14 protein-coding genes are annotated in these 14,940 nt (G+C 57.4%); 6 read left to right on the forward strand and 8 right to left on the reverse strand.

What is annotated here, in order from left to right:
- Nucleotides 1-29 precede the first annotated feature (29 nt).
- Entirely contained in the window at nucleotides 30-341 is a 312-nt protein-coding gene (locus AD949_RS08320) for a hypothetical protein (protein WP_048835948.1), read from the forward strand.
- Between the two features lie 23 nt (nucleotides 342-364).
- On the opposite strand, the gene AD949_RS08325 is transcribed toward AD949_RS08320, so the two are convergent.
- Both AD949_RS08325 and AD949_RS08330 read right to left on the reverse strand, forming a co-directional pair.
- Nucleotides 365-709, reverse strand: coding sequence for a metal-sensitive transcriptional regulator (locus AD949_RS08325; protein WP_048835947.1), 345 nt, complete (start codon nucleotides 707-709; stop codon nucleotides 365-367).
- A 97-nt stretch (nucleotides 710-806) separates the two neighbouring features.
- Nucleotides 807-3,425 carry a TonB-dependent receptor plug domain-containing protein gene (locus tag AD949_RS08330; protein ID WP_048835981.1) on the reverse strand — a complete coding sequence of 873 codons (2,619 nt, stop codon included), beginning with the start codon at nucleotides 3,423-3,425 and terminating at the stop codon, nucleotides 807-809.
- Between the two features lie 233 nt (nucleotides 3,426-3,658).
- Here AD949_RS08330 and AD949_RS08335 point away from each other — a divergent pair, with 233 nt between their 5' ends.
- Nucleotides 3,659-6,031 carry a heavy metal translocating P-type ATPase gene (locus AD949_RS08335; protein WP_082064733.1) on the forward strand — a complete coding sequence of 791 codons (2,373 nt, stop codon included), beginning with the start codon at nucleotides 3,659-3,661 and terminating at the stop codon, nucleotides 6,029-6,031.
- 98 nt (nucleotides 6,032-6,129) lie between these two features.
- Here AD949_RS08335 and AD949_RS08340 read toward each other — a convergent pair whose 3' ends face one another.
- The 6 genes from AD949_RS08340 to AD949_RS08365 form a co-directional block, all read right to left on the reverse strand.
- Nucleotides 6,130-6,342 (reverse strand): heavy-metal-associated domain-containing protein, encoded by a 213-nt coding sequence (locus AD949_RS08340; RefSeq protein WP_048835945.1) that lies wholly within the window; start codon nucleotides 6,340-6,342, stop codon nucleotides 6,130-6,132.
- A gap of 80 nt (nucleotides 6,343-6,422) precedes the next feature.
- Nucleotides 6,423-7,070 (reverse strand): ubiquinol-cytochrome c reductase iron-sulfur subunit, encoded by a 648-nt coding sequence (gene petA / locus AD949_RS08345; RefSeq protein ID WP_048835944.1) that lies wholly within the window; start codon nucleotides 7,068-7,070, stop codon nucleotides 6,423-6,425.
- Nucleotides 7,070-7,888: a cytochrome c1 gene (locus AD949_RS08350; RefSeq protein WP_048835943.1), complete on the reverse strand. Its 819-nt coding sequence runs from the start codon at nucleotides 7,886-7,888 to the stop codon at nucleotides 7,070-7,072. Before AD949_RS08350 ends, petA begins: the two co-directional genes overlap by 1 nt.
- A complete protein-coding gene (locus AD949_RS08355; RefSeq protein ID WP_048835942.1) occupies nucleotides 7,888-9,129 on the reverse strand; it encodes a cytochrome b in 1,242 nt (413 codons plus the stop codon). Before AD949_RS08355 ends, AD949_RS08350 begins: the two co-directional genes overlap by 1 nt.
- Before the next feature lie 184 nt (nucleotides 9,130-9,313).
- The gene (locus tag AD949_RS08360) at nucleotides 9,314-10,351 is read right to left on the reverse strand and encodes an Lnb N-terminal periplasmic domain-containing protein (RefSeq protein WP_048835941.1); all 1,038 of its coding nucleotides are present in this window, start codon (nucleotides 10,349-10,351) and stop codon (nucleotides 9,314-9,316) included.
- Nucleotides 10,351-12,414, reverse strand: coding sequence for a lipase family alpha/beta hydrolase (locus AD949_RS08365; RefSeq protein ID WP_158319954.1), 2,064 nt, complete (start codon nucleotides 12,412-12,414; stop codon nucleotides 10,351-10,353). Before AD949_RS08365 ends, AD949_RS08360 begins: the two co-directional genes overlap by 1 nt.
- Nucleotides 12,415-12,543: 129 nt before the next feature.
- Here AD949_RS08365 and AD949_RS08370 point away from each other — a divergent pair, with 129 nt between their 5' ends.
- The 4 genes from AD949_RS08370 to AD949_RS08385 all read left to right on the forward strand — a co-directional run bounded on the left by AD949_RS08370 (nucleotide 12,544) and on the right by AD949_RS08385 (nucleotide 14,906).
- A complete protein-coding gene (locus AD949_RS08370; RefSeq protein WP_048835940.1) occupies nucleotides 12,544-13,128 on the forward strand; it encodes a DNA-3-methyladenine glycosylase I in 585 nt (194 codons plus the stop codon).
- A 93-nt stretch (nucleotides 13,129-13,221) separates the two neighbouring features.
- The gene (locus tag AD949_RS08375) at nucleotides 13,222-13,905 is read left to right on the forward strand and encodes a helix-turn-helix transcriptional regulator (protein ID WP_048835939.1); all 684 of its coding nucleotides are present in this window, start codon (nucleotides 13,222-13,224) and stop codon (nucleotides 13,903-13,905) included.
- An 87-nt stretch (nucleotides 13,906-13,992) separates the two neighbouring features.
- On the forward strand, nucleotides 13,993-14,367 hold the full coding sequence (locus tag AD949_RS08380) for a VOC family protein (RefSeq protein ID WP_048835938.1): 375 nt from the start codon (nucleotides 13,993-13,995) through the stop codon (nucleotides 14,365-14,367).
- Entirely contained in the window at nucleotides 14,364-14,906 is a 543-nt protein-coding gene (locus tag AD949_RS08385; RefSeq protein ID WP_082064732.1) for an EVE domain-containing protein, read from the forward strand. The genes AD949_RS08380 and AD949_RS08385 overlap by 4 nt, the downstream gene beginning before the upstream one ends.
- Nucleotides 14,907-14,940: the final 34 nt, after the last annotated feature.

Genomic DNA, 14,940 nt, shown 5'->3' on the forward strand with positions numbered 1-14,940 from the left:
ATTTTTCTTATTAAAAAAGGATAGTCTTGATGCGGTCTTTTCTTTTGGCATTTGCCAGCCTTATATGCGCCGATGTTGCGCAGGCTGAACCAACGCGGGCAGCGCTCCGCCAGAACATGACTGGGGTAATGCAGACGCCTGCTGGGAAAATCCCGCAGGACAGTTTGGAAAATATGAGTATGGAGCAGCAGATGGCCGTATGTGGCAGGCTTGAGATGCTGCAAAAACAGGGCAAGGCGCTGACTAAGGCAGAGCAGGCGGAGAAAGCCGTTTGTGAGAAAATGCGTGGCACCATGGACATACCTGCGCAACCCGCGCCATCCGCAACACTTGAGCGTTAATTGAAAAAACGTAGGAAGACTGCTCAGCGGATCATTCTACGCACGACGCGCAGGAGTTCATCAATAGTATCTTCCCCGCCATCATCCTGCACGGCCTTGCGCACGCAGCCATTGACATGAGTGGAGAGGATTTCGGTCGCAACGCCGTCCAGTGCGGATTTTACAGCAGAAATCTGCATGAGGATATCAACGCAATAGCGGTCCTGCTCCACCATGTTCAGCACCCCGCCAATCTGCCCTTCAATACGGCGCAGCCGGTTGGTCAGGGATTTTTTATTGGGTTGCTGCACACGCTTGTCAGCGTTTGCCTGATCCTCACACGCATCACATCGGGCTGGGGCGTGTTTGTCCGGGAGCTGGGTTGCCATGTTATCCCCTTTCTCTGGGTGTTGCTTCTCCTAGCAGGTCAGACTGTCTCCCGCCACTATGGGGAGAAAGACCGCAGCAAGGGGCGAAAAAAGCGGCTCAGACTGTTTTGCGGAGGGAGAGCGTGATGGTCCGCCCCAGCGGATCCATAAAAGCGGGCTGATAGCCTGCGGGTGTGCTGCCTTTGCCATTATGAACATGGATCCGTTCATTAAAAAGATTTTCTACGGATAAAAAGAGACGAAAGTTTTTCGCCCATGTTCGTCGCTCCCAGTGGGGAAGCTGACCCAGATCAGCAAAAACTGTCGCATCCATCGTCCCAAGTGCACTGAAAGACAGATTATCCGCGGCAGAGGATGCCACGGTCGCTGTTCCTGCCTGCCATTTTCCGACAAGCCGGAGACCAAGCCCTTTGTCATAAACACCGCCCTGAAGTTCCATTTCATGCCGGGGCTGTCCACCCAGACCGCTGATGGTGCCGCCTTTTAGCAGATTGATAGCAGGCAGACCGGCCCGCAGCGTGACAGTATCTCGTAGCCGCCAGACTTGTGTCGCGACGAGATAGAGACGGCCATGCGGCTTTTCCGGTTTACCATGTTTGTCTGTTCCACCCGCATGGAGCGGGCGCGAGAAGGACAACGTGGCATTCCATTCGCTTCGGTTTTCCCCATCAGCATTAAGCGGGCGTGTATCAACACTTTCCAGAAGCCCCGCGGCATTGCGGAGATAACGGTCGGGGAAGGCGTTTTCAATGGCGGCTGTTGCTGTGGGCAGGGTGAGAATGGTGTTGTGTGTTGTGTCATGCACATAGTTCACATGCAGCAATGTGCCTGTGAGATAAGGAAGAGTGAGTATCGTGCCCAGACTTATTTCATGCCGACTGGTGGCTTTCAGGAATGGGTTGCCACCCGAAAGACTGGTAACCTGCACGGATTGTCCGGTTACATAATCATATGTTGTCACGTTAGGGGTCTGGATGGTCGGTGCCACAAGCTGGGATGCTGTTGGCGCTTCCTGACTGTTGGTGAGAGAGATCGGGAACTGCATCCATGAGAGGGGTGACCATGTCACACCCCCGCCAATGGTGCCGAGTGTACCAAAATGTGACACCTGATTAACGGCCGCGTTTATATTTCCATCCAGTTTGCCCAGAAACGACAGGATGTGTTTGCTCCTGTTGGCAAGAGGAATGTCCGCGTTAAACTGAAATATGCCAACGTCCCGCTGGATATGGCTGGAAGACCGCGTGGTTTTGATAGCGGAAAAGGTATTCTGATCTGTCAGCGCGCCGGTTAGGGAAGAACTGGTTGCAACATCCCCTGCGGGCAGCGCAAAGAGCGCTCCGGTTATCAACCCGCTGATCTGCCCGTTGTTGCTGGTGGTGTGACCGTAATTCAGCGTGCGTTGAGAAAGTATGCGGGCTGGAAAGAGAGAAAACGGGTTAAGGGTGTTACCCTCCGTCATCAGGTCCGTCTGGGCTGTTTGCAAATTCAGGCCAGTCTGACTGCTGGTGGTTGTTTCTGACCAATCATAGCTGCCGGTGCTATTCCACTTCCAGTCTCCGATATTGCCATCAAATTTAAGCCCCGCATGGGCTGTTTCCGTATGGGCTTTCTGGCGGAGCGGAGAGATATTTGTAAAATTTCGATAGAGTAAAATATTGTCTGAAAACGGAGAAAACAGGCTGCTGGCAGGGAGTGTCAGAACACCACGTGCGGGCCCTTGCAGACTGCGCTGGTCTTTGCGCGTATAGGCCAGGTTGAGGGAGGAGGATATGGTTTTAAAAATCTGTCCTGCGACAACGCCATTGAATGCCAGCTTTTGCAGGCTGGGCTGGAGCGTGTAGGCCGAGGCATCTCCGTCGCTATGGGGCAGAGTGGCGTAAGGCAGAAAATCCTGAAACGTGGGCACTTGCGCATTGCTTAAGGAGGGGGCGCCCGCAACAGGCACGGGCACGCCTGCCAGCGCATCCAGCCGTGGGTCCAGACTACCGGAGTTTATAGCCGTTACGTTGCCTGCGTTGGCGTATAGCCCGCTGGCCCGCGCAGGGACGACGCCGCGTTGGCTATCTTTCAGGTCTGCCTGAGTGGAATAACGCGCACTCAGATTGATCCGCCGTTCACCCTCCAGCTTTGTATAGCTGATGGCAGGCGCGCCCGTTTCTCCGCCGCCATCTGTGGAGGTTGTGCCCATCAGGCGGGCGCGGATAGCCCGGAAACGCTCCACTGTGATAATATTTACCACCCGCTGGCTGGCGGAATAGCCATATTTTAGAGCTTCTTCTTCCGTAAAGATTTCTACCCGTTCAATGGTTTCAAACGGAAGGTCTTGTAGCTCCTGCATGCCGGAAACTCTTTTGCCGTTCAGCAAGGTTACAGGTGCGTTCCCCCCGGCCCCTCGGCCAGAGCGTGTTTCAGGAGCAATGGCGGTCAGCAGGTCGGAGGCGGAATCCACACCGTAAGCCCGGATTTCATCCGCTTTAATTTGCATAAGTGGCTTCAGGTGCCCCAGCGCCTGACCGCGTGCCTTGTGCCCAACCACATCAATTTTTTCAGGCGAGGCGTTGGCTGCCAGACCGGGTTGAGCAGGTGCGGTGGTGGTTTGGGAATGTGCATCCGTATTGACGGAGGGGTTTTCTGTTTGCTGGGCTAAGACGGAGGGTGTTGCACCTGCCAGCCCAAGCCCTCCAGCCAGTGTCGCCCGTACAACGCGATGCATTGACAGTGACCATGGGCCAGATTTGCGGAGCAAATGGGGAGGCGGGAAAACAGACATGAACTCAAGCACAATATGGGATTGAATAGGGCGGGCCCGAGGCTGCTTGCGCGCATCGGTCAGGGCTTTATGGGGTGGGTATAAGCTTTGATGATAGCAAAAAATCAAATTTCTTTCCTTTGACTATACCGGGATGGGGTATAAAATTCACGGAAATGTCCTCAAGGAGCCGTCCGGTGTCACAGACTGTCAGTTTCCCCGTTGGTGGCATGACTTGCGCAGCGTGTGCCGCCCGGATTGAAAAAGTGCTCAACCGTCAGGAAGGCGTGCAGGCAACGGTCAATCTCGCGTCGGAACGGGCTCAGGTGCAATTGGACGGGCCAGACGCGTCTGTGGACACCGTTATCGGCGCGGTGCGCAAAGCTGGTTTTACAGTGGAGGAGAGACGTATCGATCTCGCCCTCTCCGGCATGACCTGCGCCGCCTGTGCCGCGCGGATTGAGACGCTGCTTAACAAACTGCCCATGACGCAGGCCAGCGTGAATTTTGCAACGGAACGCGCGCATATTGTTTATGTGCCGGGTATTGCAGAACCAGAAACTTTTATTGCCAGAATTGAAAAAGCCGGTTTTGGGGCAAAGCGTCTGGATAACGGCGTGCGGGAAGACCCTCATGCCCGGCGCCTGGCGAACTGGCGGGCGGAACGCAACCAGTTCCTGCTGACGGCTCTGCTTTCCCTGCCATTTTTCGGGCAGATGGTCGGCATGTTTCTGGGTGCCCTCCCCATGATGCCAGATTGGGCGCAGTTGCTTCTGGCCACACCCGTGCAGTTTTTCTGTGGTCGCCATCTGTATCAACGTGCGTGGAATGCAGTGCGGGGTGGTTCTGCCAATATGGATGTGCTCGTCGTGCTAGGCACAACCATCGCCTACGTTTTTAGTGCCATTGTGGTGCTGTTCCACCTGCCGCAGCCTGTTTATTTTGAGGCCAGCGCGTCCATCATCACCTTGATTTCCCTCGGTAAGCTGATGGAAACCCGCGCGAAGAACAGAACCAGCGCTGGGCTTGAAAGTCTCTTACAGCTTCAGCCGCAAATGGCGCATGTAGACCATGGCGCGGAGGTACTAGACCGCCCCGTTGCGGAGGTGCGCGTGGGTGACAGGCTGGTTGTACGCCCCGGTGAGAGCGTGCCGGTGGATGGCGTGGTGGTGGACGGGGCTTCTGACGTGAATGAGGCTATGCTGACGGGGGAGAGCCTGCCCGTGCTCAAGCAGAAGAATGATCAGGTATTTGGCGGTACCCTGAACGCCAATGGCGTGCTGCGCATGAAAGCGACAGGCGTTGGGGCGGATACTGCACTGTCCCATATTGTAAAAATGGTTGAGCAAGCGCAGGGCTCCAAAGCCAGTGTGCAGCGTCTAGCGGATAAGGTTTCCAGCATTTTTGTGCCTGCGGTGGTCGGTATCGCACTCGTGACGTTTCTGGTCAGTTGGCTGGTGACAGGCAGCGCCACTGGAAGCCTAATTTCCGCCGTTTCGGTGCTGGTTATTGCCTGCCCCTGCTCTCTGGGGCTGGCAACACCGACCGCCATTATGGTGGGCACAGGGCTGGGGGCAAAGTCCGGCATCCTGTTCCGCAATGCCGATGCGCTGGAGCAGGCGGAAAAACTGACAACCATGATTGTCGATAAAACCGGCACGCTGACGGAAGGCAGGCCGACCGTGCAGGATGTGCAGCCCTCCCCGCAGACAGATGTGGTCTATCTGCTGGCCGTAGCCGCGGCACTGGAGAAAGATTCTGAACATCCTCTGGCGCGTGCTGTGGTGGACTACGCTTCAGCACAGGGGGTGCAAGTGCCCGCAGTTAGTGCGTTTCAGGCTATTCCGGGACAGGGTGTGACGGCGCAGGTTGGTGAGGCTCTGGCACGGCTTGGCTCCCCCCGTTTTCTGAAAGACGCTGGCCTCACGGTGGATGAGGCACTGATTGCCGCGTTTGAGAGTGACGGAAAAACGGTGATTGGCGTTGCCCTTGGTGAGCAGACTCTAGGCTACCTCACCTTGTCCGACAGGGTGCGGCCGGATGCCGTGGCAACGGTCCAAGCGTTGAAGAAAGCCGGGATCAAGGTCGTTATGCTAACGGGCGATAACCAGCGCACGGCCTCCGTTGTGGCCGCACAGGTTGGGGTGGATGCCTATATGGCCGGTGTTCTGCCGGGTGACAAAGCAGACGCTGTTGCAAAATATCGGGCCACAGGCAGCGTAGTTGGCATGGTGGGGGACGGTATTAATGATGCCCCGGCTCTGGCTGCGGCGGATGTCGGCTTTGCGATTGGCGCAGGGGCCGCCATTGCGCTGGAAACCGCAGATGTTGTGCTGATGAAAAGTGATCTGACCAGTGTGCTGGATGCGCTCTCCCTCTCCCACGCAACACTCGCCAAAATCCGTCAGAATCTGTTTTTTGCTTTTATTTACAATATTCTTGGCTTACCGCTGGCTGCCTGTGGGTTGCTCAACCCGATTGTGGCAGGGGCCGCTATGGCGATGAGTTCTGTCTCGGTCGTCAGTAACTCTTTGCTGCTTAATCGCTGGCGGCCGCAGTCCCGCTTATAAGGCGCGGCCCATCAGAGGACAGCATAAGCCTGTTCTGATGGACGCGGCTCAGGTCGGCATGATGCTGCGCGATGCGCTACGATCTTGCTGGCAGGCACTCAGGAGGCCAGATCAAACCCCAGATCCTCAACCACATCGGCAAACTGCTGCGGTGTGACCACAGCCGGGTCATACTGCACCGTTACGGTGCCGCCTTCCAGAACAACATCCGCTTCGGAAACACCGTTCAGGGCTTCCAGAGCCTTCTTCAGCTTGCTGGAGCAGCCTGTGCAGGACATGCCTTCAACAACAAAGGTTTCTGTTTTGACCATCGTTTTTGCTCCTTGTGTTGCGTGCTGTATCAGCAAGGTTTATCCGCCAAATGCCCGCCACAGGCAACGCAGGGCGGGTTTCAGATCTGCTCAATGGTGGAGAAATCGAAGCTTTCGCCTTTAGGGTTTTCCCCCAGCCGCAACGTGGTGGGTGTTGGTAGAACATAGGGCGGCACAGGCAGATTATAAGGGGCTGGTGCGCCTTTAAACACCCGTCCGGCCAGATCAAACTGAGAGCCATGGCAGGGGCAGGCATAACGACCAGTCTGGTCTGGTGCCGCCGCCGGGGCCGTATAGGCGGGTACGCAGCCCAGATGTGTGCAGATTCCAACATACACGCCATAGTCCGGCACAAGGGAGCGGTGCCAGTTACGGGCGTAGGTGGGTTGTTGCAGTGCGTCGGACTGGGCATCCCGCAGTTGCTCAACCAGCTTGGGGTCTTGCAGTTTTGCCAAGTCTTCTGCCGTACGGCGTAGAATAAAAATGGGCTTGCCTTGCCAGACTGCCGTCATTTGCTGGCCGGGAGCCAGTTTGGACAGGTCCACATCCACAGGCAGGTGAGCGGCAGCGCTATCCTGCGGTTTCAGGCTGGCGACAAACGGAATGGCACATGCCGCCAGCCCGGTTACGGTTCCGGCGGTAGTGACCATACCAAGAAAATCACGACGGCCCGCGGCGTTGTCCTGATCCTGCCCGGTGGGGTGTGTGTCGTCTGCTGGGTGTGTCATCAGTCGTGGGTATCCTGTGCGTTCCGGTGGCGGGCGCGTTTCCAGATTTTTCTCTTCCAGGCAATGGCCAGCATCAGCAGGCCACTCAGATAGGCGAAAACATACAGGCCTATGCGGTGTCTGTCATTCCGGTGCGGGTCAGAGGCCCAGACCAGAAAGCTTGTTACGTCCCGCGCCTGCTGTGCGACGGTGGCGGGGGTGCCATCCGGGAAGTCCACAGCGCCATCCATCAAGGGGGGCGGCATACTAACCAGATGCCCGTCTGCCCAGTCATTATAGAACTTGCCCGGTACAACGGGCGCGCCGGGGGGCGCAGGCATGTGGTAGCCTGTCAGGAACGCATACAGCCAGTCCGCTCCATGCGGCTCAATGGCGGCCAGACGGGACTGGTCCGGCGGGGCCACGCCCCCCATCATAGCGGCGGCCGCGGCCTCGCTGGAAAAGGGCGAGCGTAGTGTATCATCCGGCAGACCGGGGCGCATGGTCGGGTGGCCCGCGGCATCTGGTGGCCCCGCAATCTGTTTGGCGTGCGCCAGATCCGTCATGGCCTGTCGGGAGAGGCCGATGCCCAGAAGGTCATGATAGGTGACGCTGCGCATACCATGGCAGGACGAACAGATTTCATTGAAGACGATAAAGCCGCGTTGCAGGCTTTTCTGATCGAACTGCCCGAGAGGTCCTTCAAAACTCCATTTTTGGTGTGGCGGCACGGGTGGAGTGGTGGGAGCAGCGGCAGGGGCCGCATGTGCCAGCAGCGGCAGGCAGGCCAGCAGAGCCGCACTCAGGATTGTGGGGCGGAAGGCAGGACACCGAACCATCAGGCGTCTCCTTCGGCGGAAGCAATGGAAGCAGGCAGAGGGCGCGTTTTTTCAAACCGCGAAGCCAGAGGCAGGATCACCAGAAAATATCCGAAATAATACACGGCGGACAGACGCCCGATGAGCATCCAGACGCCTGTGGCGTGATGCTTGCCTACGAGTGCTAACAGAACAAAGGCAATTACCAGCCCCAGTAAAGCCGGACGGCAGATGGGGCGGAACCGGACAGAGCGCACGGGAGAACGGTCCAGCCAAGGCAGGGCGAACAGCACAAGCAGAGAACCCGCAGCCGCAAGCAAGCCACCAAACTTGGACGGCACGGACTGAAGCAGCCCATAAAACGGCAGGAAATACCATTCCGGTTCGATATTGGCTGGCGTGTGCAGCGGGTCCGCCGGGGCATAATTGTCCGGTTCCGTCAGCAGGCCCGGCCAGAAGAACAGCAGCACGCAGAAGACCATGGCAAAAACAATCAGCCCGATCAGATCCTTGCTGGTGTAATAAGGATGGAAAGGGAGCGTGTCTTTAGGCGTTTTTGGTTCGACCCCCAGCGGGTTGTTCGATTTGGTCACGTGTACGCAGGCGACGTGCAGCCCCACAACAGCCACAACCAGAAACGCCATGAGGAAGTGCAGCACAAAAAAGCGGTGCAGGAAAATATCGCCCAGATGGTCGCTGCCCGTCAGCACATGCTCCAGTGTTCCGCCAATAACGGGCACGGCTCCTACGGCTTTGGTCACAACATCCGCGCCCCAGTAGGACATCTGGCCCCAAGGCAGAATATAGCCTGCAAAGGCTGTCACCATCACCATAACAAGCAGCACAAGACCGCTGAACCACAGGATTTCCCGTGGGGCTTTGTAGGAGCCGTAATAAAGCCCGCGAAACAGGTGGATATAGAGTGCGGCCAGAAACAGGCTGGCTCCTGTCATATGCATCCCGCGCAGCATCCATCCGCCGGAAAGCTGGCGGTCTATGGCTTCAACAGAAAAGAACGCGTCCGCACTGGTGGGGGTGTAGTTCATGGCCAGAAAAATGCCGGTTGCCAGCATCAGCAGCAGCACAACCACCAGAAGGGCACCAAAATTCCATAGCCAGTTCAGGTTGCGGGGCATCGGAAAATCCACATATTCCTTACGGAATACGGAGACAACCGGCAGCGGACGTTCCAGCAAGTCCGAAGCGCCATCCGGTGAGGAAGCGCCTGTGGCGGTTACGTCCTGTGACTCAGGCTGTTTCATGCACACGATCCACTCTTTAGTCCTTCAATGCCCGGTTCACCCGGAAAATGGGAAGCCGGTTTCCTTACAAGCGCGGAGGGTATTGTGGCACGAATGATGCGGCGCTTAAAGATTTCCCGTTCCGAAAAAGAAACGTTTTTTGGAGTATTGAAACCGGGGCATTGCTATACTTTTTGGAAAGAGTTTACCGGCTGGCGGGGATACCCGTTTCATCTGGCAGTGTTTGCCGGATTTCCGCAGAATAATCCGGGCCGGGGGTAGCACCTTCTGGCCGTTGGATGCGGCTGCGGTCATGCAGGGTGCGGAAGTCCAGATGCGTATCCAGCAGGCCGAGCTTATAGGCGAGGGACGCCGTATAGCCGCTGAGCAGAATACGCCAGTCCAGCCGGTAGCGGAGGCTGGCCTGCGCGCGTGTTAGAATCCCTGTTGTGCAGTTTGAGGTGAGGGTATTGTACCATTTGGGTGTGTGGGAGAGGAGATCGACTTCCGTCAGATAACTCCGAAACAGTCGTTCTCTGGCTGCGGGTGAGAGAAAAACCCGGTACATATAGACGCGTTCTTTGCGAATATCTGTCCGCACGCCAATCAGATCGCGCTCATCCGCCACCACGTAAAACAGTTCATAATGGTGGAAGAACCCAGCGAGGGCGGAATAGGGGAATGTCTTTTGGCGGCGGGTTTCAATGGACATGGCGACATGCCGCCCATCCTTGAACCCGAAGCTGAGAAACACATGCGCAATACTTTCTCCCGCCCAGTAGGATGTTACGATGTCAACGGAGGAGAGGTCATCCAGCGCATACTCCGCGTCATAATACTGCGGCGTGTAATCGGAGGGGGTGGTGTAAGTAAAATTGCGGATATGGTGCAGGTGTACTGTTCGCCCTTCTACTGAGACCGTGGCGGGCAGCGCATATTCTCCCGCCCAGTCTCGGTCATTCCGGGGTGGGTCTGTACCATACCAGACGGCAAATGCGGCACTCACTCCCGCCAACGCTAACCGTGCCGTCTGGCGGGCACGCAGGAAAAACGCCGTGCCCAGAACAAGTGGAAACAGGCACGTCAGCCCCAGCCGCAGAGCATCTGGTTCCAGCGTAGAATAATAAAGGGCCGGGGTGCCAAATGCACCCAGCAGAAAGGTGGCGCACCCCGCAAACCACTCCGCCCAGCGCCTGCGGGGTGCCGGTTGGACGGGCGTGGAAGAGGGATTGACGCGCGCCATCAGCGGGCTCCGTTTATTGGTTTGGCAGGAACCGCTGGGAGAGGTGTTTGCGGCGTTTCGGCTGTGCCTGTGTCCGCGCCGTTGCCGCGCGTGGGCACAAACTGCCCACCGATGGCGGTAATATCGCTCTGATTTATAACGCCATCCTTAAGAGGAACGCCCTGTGCGCGGGCTAGATGATTGCGCAGGATACGGCGAATTTCCGCAATGGTGATGGGGTTGGACTGTGTGGAATGGCCGGAATGGCGCACGACCAGTTCAGAATCCACATCCGGCACATGCGCACTGGCGTAGGTCACAACACCATCATTACAGTCTTGCAGGTCCTGATTGCCGAGGACCGGGATAATGGAGTGGGTGCGCACGTCCGGAGTGACCGGGATGGCGGCAAGAGACTGGATAAAGCGACCATGGGGGGACATGCCATACACACTCCCGACCCGCCATGGGTTCATGTTCAGGCGGGCTACATTCGGGTCACTCGCTAACACCTGTTTGGTTACTTCCCGGACGGTCAGCGGGAAGGTCACCATCCGCCCGACAAGCCGCGCCAGAGAGAAATTGGCCATATAGCTGCCGTGCTGCGGGGTGGAGATAAAAACGACCTCTTTGGCTTCCGGCAAAGGGGAGGGGAACAAGGCATCCTGCAACAGGGTGTGGGCCTCTGCGGTCAGCCGGAGATCTGACAGCGGGCGGGAGATCAGCCCGTTCCAGAGTTTATCACCGCTCTGAATCACCAGCATTTTGGCCAACAAGCCGCCCTGACTGTGGCCAATGAGCGTGATGTTCCCCAATGCCGGGTCCGCCCGGACACCGCCAAGGTCCGCCACTGCTTTTTCAATAGCGTGCCGGAGTTGCAGGGCGGAATAAGGGATGGGGTTTCCGGTGGCGTAGGAGAAAAACCAGAACTCATAATGGTTACGGATTTCCGGGTCTTCCAACAGGTCATTCACCATATTGGCCCACCGCGCCGGGCTGGAGACTGTGCCGTGGATGAGCACCACCGGCATCCGCCCCACCTGATGCGGTTCTATAGTGGCCAGTTGTGGCGTGTGGCCATTGTCAAAAAAACGACCGTCCAGAAACCCCTTATATTCTGTGGACCAGTCCATCGCATTACTCAGGCTGAGTGCGCGGGCGGCGGTCTGGTCATATTGCAGCGGGAAAGAGCGCGGCGCGGTGCTGGATGGGGCGGAGGTGCGGTCTGACAGACCTTCATCTATGGCGGTCAGATCCAGCCGACCATGCAGAGTGCTGGTCAGAACCTGTTGGCGCGGATTGTCCAGAGAGAGAAGAAGATTGAGGGGAACTCTGAGCTTTTCCGTAATCTGGAAAGAACTGCTTTCTGGCTTTTCGACATGCGGGAGAGCCCCTACCGGCTCCCCCAGCCCGGTGTGGCTGTACACATTTTCCAGCCCTCGGACGGCCAGCCGCGCCATGGGGCGAATATCCTGCAAGACATGGTCATGCCACACCAACTGGCTGGGTGTTGTGCTCAGATCCAGCGTGCCGAACGGCAGTGTCCAGCGTTGGGGCGTAAGATTAACCGGGCTGCCAAAGGCTTCTGTCAGTGCGAGCATATACAGGTCACACGCCTGTCGCACATGCAGGTTATAAGCGTCTGGCTGGTCGGAGGGCGGGCCATTGGGGTTGAGGTAAGCGTAAGCATAAAGAGCGGCAGCCATAAACTCGGCCCGGTCCGCGTGGCGGCGGGCGTGCATGTAGCTGAGTTCTGCCAGTGCAAAAAGCTGGTCGCCCAACCCCTGCGCGTAAAAACGGGCCTGCGTCAGGCGGCGCAGGGCGGCAATGGCGTCTGTTGGGTGGTTTTCCCACGGAGTCAGTAGATTGAGGCGTTGTAAAACAGTGTGTGTTGTATTGCTGAGTGTGCGGCCACTCAATGCGCTGCGACTATGCTCCTGATAAGCCTCCCCAAGGGAGAGCGGCGTCACGCTGATGGGGGATGCACAGCCGGACAGAACAAGAAACGCTGCGCTGAAAACCAGAGGCCGGGTGGCTGTTCTGATCTGCTTTGTCTGTGGTTTTCTGGAAAAAATCCTGCTCATACCCTGTCGCATAACGCTTCATGTGCCGCCTTGCGGGGAACCTTACAGGCTTTTTGATTGTGCCGAAACGATAGTCTGGAGACGCCTCCTCTGCATGACGCAGACAGAAGGAGCGTATAGGGTGGCAGGATGACACATCAAACCCCGCATACCTGCTCCTCCTCTATTTCGCGCTGTCGTTGGGCGGAGACTCATCCGCTTTTGCGCATCTATCATGATGAGGAATGGGGCATGACAGTGCGTGACAGCCGCATGCTGTGGGAAATGTTGATGCTTGAAGGGTTTCAAGCCGGTTTGTCGTGGCTGACAGTTTTGCGGCGGCGTGAGGGGTTTCGTAAAGCCTTTGCCGGGTTTGACCCCGTTCAGGTGGCGCAATTTGATGAGGCAGACAGTGAGCGCCTGATGCAGGACCCCGGCATTATCCGGGCTCGGGCCAAAATTCAGGCGACAATCGGTAACGCACGGGCCTATCTGACCATGCAGGAGCAAGGGGAGGATTTCTCCACATTTTGCTGGAATATGGTGCCGGGTGCCCCAGTACGGAATGAAACAGAACAGGTGCTGACTTGCTCCCCGGCGTCCGAAGCTCTTTCAAAAGCGCTTAAAAAACGGGGCTTCAAATTTGTGGGGCCGGTCATTGTCTATGCATGGATGCAGGCCGTTGGCATGGTGGTGGATCATGACCCGACATGCTTCCGTTATGGGGAGCGGTGAGAAGATGTTCGAAAACGTACGCTAAGCAGCATATAGGTCTATATGAAGGTAATTCCGCTTTATGGCAGGACAGTATGGTTATATGCGTGAAGTATGTCTCGCTCTGAACGCCTCTTTGATCTGCTGCATGCATTGCGGGCACACCGCCGTCCTGTCAGCGGGAAGACACTTGCCGACGCAATCGGAGTTAGCATCAGGACGCTCTATCGGGACATCGTCAGCCTACAAGCGCTGGGAGCTGCGATTGAAGGAGAACCCGGCGTAGGCTATGTCCTGAAGCCCGGCTTCTTGCTGCCGCCTCTGATGTTCACGTCGGAAGAAATCGAAGCACTCGTGCTGGGTTCACGCTGGGTCACCGATCGTGCGGACAATCCATTACAGGATGCGGCACGGAGCGCGCTGACCCGGATTGCGGCAGTACTACCAGCCGGTCTTCGCGACGAACTTGACGCCTCGGCACTCCTGATTGGTCCCGGTGCCACACTTCCGCCGGATCGTGTTGATCCTGCTTTGCTGCGCAAGGCAATCCGTGCCGAACGCAGACTATCGCTTCAATACTGTGATGCTGCTGGCATGGTGTCGGAGCGGGTCGTCTGGCCGTTTGCGCTGGCATTTTTCGACTCTGTGCGCGTGCTTCTGGCGTGGTGCGAACTGCGCCAGAGTTTCAGGCATTTCCGCACCGACCGGATCGTCTCGGCAACACTGATCGATGAACGGTATCCTAGGCGGCGTCAGGCGTTGCTGAAGGAATGGCGTGAAGAGGAGGGAATTCAATGAATAAACGACTTCCGCACTCTACTGCCGGAAACTGGCAGTAGAGTGCGATAGCGTCCGCTCCGTTCACTTCCAGACCGGAGCACCATAATGACAGAGACCAATATCCTGTTCCTCTATGTCGCTGACGCACCAGCCAGCGCGGGCTTTTATGCCCGACTGCTCGGCATCGAACCTGTCGAAGCCAGCCCAACCTTCGCACTCCTCGTCCTGCCCTCAGGACTGGCGCTTGGACTGTGGGGCAAGGACGGCGTACAACCGGCCCCGACTGCGGGAGGGGGCGGTTGCGAGATCGGTTTCAAGATGAGCAGCCCCGCCAAGATCGACGAAACGCATGCTGCTTGGCTGGCAAAGGGTGCAATGATCGCCTTCCCGCCGACCGATCTCGGCTTTGGGCGTAGCTTCGTTGCGCTTGATCCTGATGGGCACCGGCTGCGCGTTTACGCGATCGCGGAGGATATGTGAGCAACGCGGCGCGCCACTGGGTCGCCGTTGCCTCGGCCGAGCATGTTGCGCTCGGTCGATCGCTCGGCATTATGCAGGTCTGCCACGGGAAGGCGGCTCCCCTTTGCCGGATCGTGCCCGGCGATCAAGTCATCTACTATTCGCCCGTCTTGCGTTTCGGGGGGAAGGATCGCTTCCAGGCATTCACTGCAATCGGCACCGTTGTCGACACGCCGCCTTATCAGGTCGAGATGACGACAGGCTTTAGACCATGGCGGCGCGATGTGCAGTGGCATGATGCACGAGAAACACCAATCAGACCGTTGCTTGGCCGCCTCGCGTTTACCCGTGATAGCACGAACTGGGGATATCGATTCCGGTTTGGCGTGTTCGAAATCACCAGCGATGATGCTGCGCTTATCGCAACGGCGATGATGGCTGACGTCACAGGATCATCGCGGCTTTCGAGCCAACAGCTTCTCACCGTCGGGTCTGATTTGCCCCTTTGGCGTGACGTGACGGTAGAGGGTCTGCCGCGTGATGCCGAGTTCGGCGCATAGATCGGCGATCCTGATCTCTGACTTACCCATGGCA

It is taken from the genome of Acetobacter orleanensis, from assembly GCF_001581005.1.
In the GTDB taxonomy this organism is placed as follows: Bacteria; Pseudomonadota; Alphaproteobacteria; order Acetobacterales; family Acetobacteraceae; genus Acetobacter; species Acetobacter orleanensis.

Excerpts from the sequence above, each read along its gene's own strand:
- AD949_RS08320 (WP_048835948.1), top strand. The coding sequence starts at position 30 with ATGCGGTCTTTTCTTTTGGCATTTGCCAGCCTTATATGCGCCGATGTT.
- AD949_RS08325 (WP_048835947.1), bottom strand. The coding sequence starts at position 709 with ATGGCAACCCAGCTCCCGGACAAACACGCCCCAGCCCGATGTGATGCG.
- AD949_RS08330 (WP_048835981.1), bottom strand. The coding sequence starts at position 3,425 with ATGCATCGCGTTGTACGGGCGACACTGGCTGGAGGGCTTGGGCTGGCA.
- AD949_RS08340 (WP_048835945.1), bottom strand. The coding sequence starts at position 6,342 with ATGGTCAAAACAGAAACCTTTGTTGTTGAAGGCATGTCCTGCACAGGC.
- petA (WP_048835944.1), bottom strand. The coding sequence starts at position 7,070 with ATGACACACCCAGCAGACGACACACACCCCACCGGGCAGGATCAGGAC.
- AD949_RS08350 (WP_048835943.1), bottom strand. The coding sequence starts at position 7,888 with ATGGTTCGGTGTCCTGCCTTCCGCCCCACAATCCTGAGTGCGGCTCTG.
- AD949_RS08355 (WP_048835942.1), bottom strand. The coding sequence starts at position 9,129 with ATGAAACAGCCTGAGTCACAGGACGTAACCGCCACAGGCGCTTCCTCA.
- AD949_RS08360 (WP_048835941.1), bottom strand. The coding sequence starts at position 10,351 with ATGGCGCGCGTCAATCCCTCTTCCACGCCCGTCCAACCGGCACCCCGC.
- AD949_RS08365 (WP_158319954.1), bottom strand. The coding sequence starts at position 12,414 with ATGAGCAGGATTTTTTCCAGAAAACCACAGACAAAGCAGATCAGAACA.
- AD949_RS08370 (WP_048835940.1), top strand. The coding sequence starts at position 12,544 with ATGACACATCAAACCCCGCATACCTGCTCCTCCTCTATTTCGCGCTGT.
- AD949_RS08375 (WP_048835939.1), top strand. The coding sequence starts at position 13,222 with ATGTCTCGCTCTGAACGCCTCTTTGATCTGCTGCATGCATTGCGGGCA.
- AD949_RS08380 (WP_048835938.1), top strand. The coding sequence starts at position 13,993 with ATGACAGAGACCAATATCCTGTTCCTCTATGTCGCTGACGCACCAGCC.